The organism is Caballeronia sp. M23-90, assembly GCF_053574605.1.
In genome coordinates this window covers 1-237 of sequence record NZ_JBSIPA010001090.1, presented here as the reverse complement: position 1 = coordinate 237, position 237 = coordinate 1, and the positions used below count along the sequence as shown (strand labels likewise).

The 237-nt window shown below is 58.2% G+C and carries 1 protein-coding gene; it reads left to right on the top strand.

The window, feature by feature from the left end; all coding sequences use genetic code 11:
- On the top strand, window positions 1-237 hold a 237-nt coding region (locus tag ACRXB1_RS37930), incomplete at both ends, for a DDE-type integrase/transposase/recombinase (RefSeq protein WP_449494999.1).

The following is a 237-nucleotide window of genomic DNA, read 5'->3' as shown; positions in this document are numbered from 1 at the left end:
CCCGGAGCTGTTAGCGGTGCAGCCCAATGAAGTGTGGTCCTGGGATATCACCAAGTTACGGGGTCCGGGCAAGTGGACGTACTTCCATCTGTACGTGATCCTCGATATCTTTAGCCGCTACGTGGTCGGCTGGATGATCGCTCCCCGGGAGACTGCTGAACTGGCCGAAATGCTGATTGCCGATACCGTCGCCGGACAAAACATCGAACCGGGTTGCCTCACACTGCACGCCGATCG